Source organism: Algibacter sp. (assembly GCF_049667265.1).
In the GTDB taxonomy this organism is placed as follows: Bacteria; Bacteroidota; Bacteroidia; order Flavobacteriales; family Flavobacteriaceae; genus Algibacter_B.
In genome coordinates this window covers 1-6051 of the sequence record NZ_JBATHX010000002.1, presented here as the reverse complement: position 1 = coordinate 6051, position 6051 = coordinate 1, and the positions used below count along the sequence as shown (strand labels likewise).

Sequence of the window (6051 nt, the reverse complement as noted above, 5' to 3'; positions counted from 1 at the left end):
CAAGAACCAAAAACAGACAAGAATTATTAGAGCGTTTGGCCTTTGGAAATGTAGATGAATTGAATGGTTTTTCGTTTGCTAACCTAACCTATAAAAAAAATAAATGGACCATTAATCCTGGGTTACGACTTGATTATTTCAACTTTGATTATGAAGATTTATTAACTGAAACTTACGACAATAAAAGTGAAAACAAGGTTTTGGTTAGCCCAAAATTGAATTTTCTTTATGCACCTTCTTCTAAGCTACAATGGTTTGCAAAAACAGGATTAGGTTATCATTCTAACGATACAAGAGTAGTTACAGCTAATAATGGGAAGGAAATATTACCAACAGCTTTTGGAACAGATTTAGGGTTTATTGCAAAACCTGTAGATCGTTTAGTTATTAATGCGGCATTATGGAGTTTGTTTTTACAACAAGAATTTGTTTATGTTGGCGATGCCGGAATTGTTGAACCTAGCGGAAAAACAAAACGATATGGTGTCGATTTTGGGTTGCGTTATCAATTTAATGACTGGTTGTTTTTTAATACAGATGTTAATTATACCTATGCTAGAAGTAGCGAAGAGGCTAGCGGACAAGATTATATTCCCTTGGCACCAGATTTAACATCTTCAGGAAGTTTAAATATTAAAGATTATAATAATTTTTCTGGTGGCCTTAGTTACCGGTTTATTAAAGATAGACCTGCAAATGAAGATAATTCGATTGTAGCTGAAGGGTATTTTATTACTGATTTAAACCTTAATTACACACATGAAAACTGGACGTTTGGGGTGATTGTTGAAAATTTATTTGATAGCGAATGGAATGAAACTCAATTTGCTACAGAAAGTAGATTGTTTAATGAGCCTAATGCTGTTGAAGAGATTCATTTTACACCAGGTTCTCCCTTCTTTTTAAGAGGAAAAGTATCCGTAAAATTTTAATATTAAAAAGTGCTTATTTGACAGCGCACCTTCCACGGTGCGCTTTTTGTATTATACTATTAAATTTTAACATTAAATTAGCAAGGTTTGTAGGGTTTTATCGTCTCTTTGTTTGAAAAGACAAAATCTTTCTTACTACTTTTGTTTTGTTGGTTTTAATTCGTTTAAATCATAACAGCATATAAATAGTTACTCATGAAAAACATATTTTCCTTAATATTTCTATTAATTACCATAAATACCTTTTCGCAAATTTTAGAACCTGTAAAATGGTCTACAACTGTAGAGAAAATATCAAGTACGGAGTATGAGCTTATAGCTACTGCAACCATTGACGAAAAATGGCATTTATATTCTCAAACAGTACCAGAAGGAGGTCCTATGCCAACCGTTTTTACTTTTGTTGGAAATAGTAATTATTTAAAAAAGGGAAACACCAAAGAAGAATCTGGAATTACCATTGAGGATAAAACTTTCAACATACTTGTTACTTATTTTGAAAACAAAACGACGTTTAAACAACGGATAAAGCTTAAGAAAAAACCGCCTTTCAAAATTAATTCAGAAGTCAATTACATGGTGTGTGATGACTCAAAATGTATCATGCCAGACCCGGCAAATCTTATCTTCGAATTGTAATAATTTTAAAATAAACAACCTTAATAAATGATAAAACGTATTCTCCTCCTTTTAGCTTTAGCAGTATTTGCGGTTGGAAATTCTCAAATATTAGAACCTGTTAAATGGAAAACTTCAATTGAGAAAATTTCAGATATTGAATATAATTTAATAAGTAGTGCATCAATTGAATCAGGATGGCATTTGTATTCTCAAAATGTTCCTGAGGATGGGCCAATTCCAACAACTTTTATTTTTGATGATGCCAATGGTGCTTTTAAATTTGTAGGAAACACAAGTGAAGATGAAGGGCATATTGTTGACGACCCAGTTTTTCAAATGAAAATTAAATTCTTCGAAAAATCTGCGGTATTTATTCAAAAGGTAGAATTGATTGGTGATGTAAAAACTGTAAATGGCTTTGTTGAGTTTATGGTTTGCGATGACAGACGCTGTTTGCCACCAACCGAAGTTGAATTGGTATTTAACATTAACGGAACTGTAAATAATAGTGGTAATAATTCTGATGAGGTTGGCATAGCAGATAACGACGCTGTTAACCATATGCTTTATGGCATGACCCCAAAAGATGTCACCTTAGTGGCAGGAAATATTGAAGAAAAAAAATCGCTTTGGTCTATTTTCGGATTAGGATTCTTGGGTGGTTTATTAGCACTTTTAACACCTTGTGTGTTCCCAATGATTCCCCTTACAGTTAGTTTTTTTACTAAAAAAGGCGGGCAAAATAAAGGTTCGGGTGTTGGCAAAGCGTTGCTTTATGGTTTTTTCATTTTACTAGTGTATTTAATTTTAAGCATTCCTTTTCATCTTTTAGATTCCGTAAATCCAGATATTTTAAATGAAATATCAACCAACGTATGGTTGAATGTCATTTTCTTTTTAGTGTTTATGTTTTTTGCATTTTCATTCTTTGGCTATTATGAATTAACATTGCCTTCAAGTTGGACAAACAAAACCACACAAGGTGAAAATGCGGGGGGAATTATTGGTATTTTCTTTATGGCATTAACTTTAGCCATTGTTTCATTTTCATGTACAGGTCCAATTTTAGGATCATTATTAGCGGGTTCGCTTACTGCCGATGGTGGAGCATGGCAACTCACAGCCGGTATGGCAGGATTTGGCGTGTCTTTAGGTTTGCCGTTCGCGTTGTTCGCTATGTTTCCAAATATGATGAATGCCTTACCAAAATCTGGGGGTTGGTTAAATACAACGAAAGTTGTTTTAGGGTTTTTAGAATTAGCCCTGGCATTCAAATTTTTATCAAATGCTGATTTAGTAAAACATTGGGGGCTTTTAAAAATTGAACCTTTCTTGATAATATGGATTATTATTTTTGCTGGATTAGCCTTGTATTTATTTGGTAAAATTAAGTTTCCGCATGATTCTCCCCTTAAAAAACTATCATTTTCAAGAATTGCTGGAGGCGTTTTAGTTGCCGCATTTGCTATTTATTTAGCATCAGGATTTAGAGTAAATGAAGACACAAACACCTTTACACCTTTAACTTTGTTAAGCGGTTTAGCACCTCCTGTTGGGTATAGTTGGTTTTATCCGAGTACATCAACGAACAACTTAAAAACTTTTAAAGATTTAAAAGAAGGAATCGCTTATGCAAAACAAGTAAACAAACCTATTATGATTGATTTTACAGGGCATGCTTGCGTGAACTGTAGAAAAATGGAAGAACATATTTGGCCATTAGAGAAAATTGATAATTACCTGCGCAACGAGTATGTGCTAATTTCACTTTATGTGGATGATAAAAAAGATTTGCCTTCAGATGAACAAGTGGAAGTGACTAGAGTTAATGGTGGGAAACGATTGTTGGATAATTATGGTCATAAATGGGCTAATTTTCAAACCCAATTTTTTAAATCGAATTCACAACCTTACTACGTATTATTAAATTCTGATGGTACAAAAGTTTTAAATGAACCCGTTGGTTATACGCCTGATGAAGCTGATTATGCCAGGTTTTTAGAACAAGGTTTAGAAGTATATAAACAAAATTAATTATTCAGTTTATGAAAAAATTACTTTACATATTAGCAATTACAATGGTATTTGTGTCTTGTAAAAAGGATGAAGTAAAAGATTATGTAACCATTTCAGGAAAAATAACAAATCCAACTTCAGATTCGTTGGTGGTGGCTCAAAGAAGCATTATTAAATCTATAAAAGTTAATCAAGATGGGATGTTTTCAGATACTTTAAAAGTGGTATCAGGAAATTATGTTTTGTTTGACGGGCAAGAACAAGCATATATGTATTTAGAAAATGGATTTAATTTAAAAATAACTTTCGACGCTAATCAATTTGGTGAGACTATTAATTTCCAAGGAAAAGGAGAAGTAGTTAATAATTACTTGGCAGAAAAAATATTAATGCAAGAGTTGCTTTTGGATTATGATGATTTAATGTCATCTGAAAAAGCTGATTTTGATAAAAAATTAACTTCAAGTATCGAACAGTTTGAAGCCTTATTAAAAAACACACCAAATTTAGATCCTACGTTTATTGCTGATGAAGAAAAAAGTTTTGAAACTATGGCTGAGCAGTTAACAACTGCTCATAATAAAAATAATAAGCCATCTATTTTTAATGGAAAACCTTCACCAAAATTTAATGATTATGAAAATTACGCTGGTGGAAGTATGTCTTTGGACGATTTAAAAGGCAAATATGTTTATATTGATTTATGGGCAACTTGGTGTGGGCCTTGTAAGGCTGAAATTCCATTTTTAAAAAGAGTAGAGAAAGCCTATCATGGTAAAAATATAGCCTTTGTTAGTATTTCTTTAGATAGAGCTAATGCCTACGATAAATGGAAAACTATGGTTAAAGAAAAAGAATTAACAGGCATACAATTATACGCTAAAGGTGATGAGAAATTTGCTAGAGATTTTAACGTATCAGGTATTCCAAGATTTATTTTAATCGATCCTAACGGTATTGTGGTAAATGATAATGCGCCACGACCTTCAAATGAAAAATTAATCACTCTTTTTGATGGGTTAAATATTTAGTCTAACATTTAGTTTTTAATATTTTAAAGAGTAATTCTATAATAATCTAAACATTATGAATTCTGAAAAAGAGGTTTCAAATCTTGAGCAATATTTTGAACAATTTCGAAAAAATATTGTTGGAATAGATCAATATTTTGATTCACCTTACGGAAGAAAAAAGATTATTTATTCTGATTGGACAGCCAGCGGCAGATTATACAGACCGATTGAAGAGAAACTACTTAATGAAATAGGACCTTTTGTTGCCAATACACATACTGAAACATCTGTAACTGGGTCGACAATGACTTTAGCTTACCATGAAGCTAGAAATATCATAAAAAAACATGTTAATGCTTCAAAAGACGATGTGCTCATAACCGTTGGTACTGGAATGACTGGAGCAATAAACAAATTTCAGCGTATTTTAGGAATTAAACTTTCAGAGAATTTAAAAGATAATACAGAGGTTCCAGAAGAGAAGCGTCCTATTATTTTTGTGTCTCATATGGAGCATCATTCCAACCAAACCTCTTGGTTAGAAACCATTGCTAGGGTAGAAGTGATTCCTTCAAATGAATACGGTTTGCCTTGTGCTATAAAGTTAAAGGCTCTAATTCAAAAACACGACGATTGTCCAATTAAAATTGCATCTATCACAGCCTGTTCAAACGTTACAGGTATTAGAACAAATTATCATGAGGTTGCAAAAATAATGCATCAAAATAATGGGTTATGTTTTGTAGATTTTGCATGTTCAGCACCTTATATAAATATGAATATGCATCCTGAAGATGAGGAGGAATATTTGGATGCTATTACGTTTTCACCACATAAATTTTTAGGTGGTCCTGGAGCTTCAGGGGTTTTGGTATTTAATAAAAAATTGTATAAAAATTTAGTACCTGATAATCCGGGAGGCGGAACTGTAAGTTACACCAATCCTTGGGGAAATCATGATTATATCGATGATATAGAAACCAGAGAGGATGGTGGAACGCCAGGTTTTTTACAAGCCATAAGAATTGCACTTTCAATTCAATTGAAAGAAGAAATGGGTGTCCAGAATATCCTAAAAAGAGAGCATGAATTGAATGACATTGTTTTCGAAAGACTTTCTGAAATTAAGAATCTAAACATTTTAGCACCAGAACATACAGATAGGTTGGGGGTATTTTCGTTTTATATTGAAAACGTCCATTTTAATTTAATTGTAAAACTATTGAATGATAGGTTTGGCGTGCAAACGCGCGGCGGTTGTTCTTGTGCTGGAACTTACGGGCATTATTTACTTCATGTAGATCAATTAACCTCAAAAGCTATTGAAGAAAAAATATTAGAGGGTTGTTTAATGGAGCGTCCGGGTTGGATCCGAATGTCGATTCATCCAACAATGACAAACCATGACATTGCCTTTATTTGTGATGCCATAAAAGAGGTTTCAGAGCATTATGAATCTTGGGGAAAGG

At 32.8% G+C, this 6051-nt stretch carries 5 protein-coding genes; all 5 read left to right on the top strand.

All coding sequences use genetic code 11. The features are described from left to right. On the top strand, positions 1–932 hold a 932-nt coding region (locus tag WBN21_RS00050), incomplete at its 5' end, for a TonB-dependent receptor domain-containing protein (RefSeq protein ID WP_424197277.1). Between the two features lie 195 nt (positions 933–1127). Next, positions 1128–1571, top strand: coding sequence for a protein-disulfide reductase DsbD domain-containing protein (locus WBN21_RS00045; RefSeq protein ID WP_424197276.1), 444 nt, complete (start codon positions 1128–1130; stop codon positions 1569–1571). Between the two features lie 27 nt (positions 1572–1598). Continuing rightward, positions 1599–3587 (top strand): protein-disulfide reductase DsbD family protein, encoded by a 1989-nt coding sequence (locus WBN21_RS00040; protein ID WP_424197275.1) that lies wholly within the window; start codon positions 1599–1601, stop codon positions 3585–3587. A gap of 11 nt (positions 3588–3598) precedes the next feature. Continuing rightward, on the top strand, positions 3599–4600 hold the full coding sequence (locus tag WBN21_RS00035) for a TlpA family protein disulfide reductase (RefSeq protein WP_424197274.1): 1002 nt from the start codon (positions 3599–3601) through the stop codon (positions 4598–4600). Positions 4601–4655: 55 nt separating this feature from the next. After that, positions 4656–6051: aminotransferase class V-fold PLP-dependent enzyme (locus WBN21_RS00030; protein WP_424197273.1), on the top strand; the 1396-nt coding region annotated here is incomplete at its 3' end.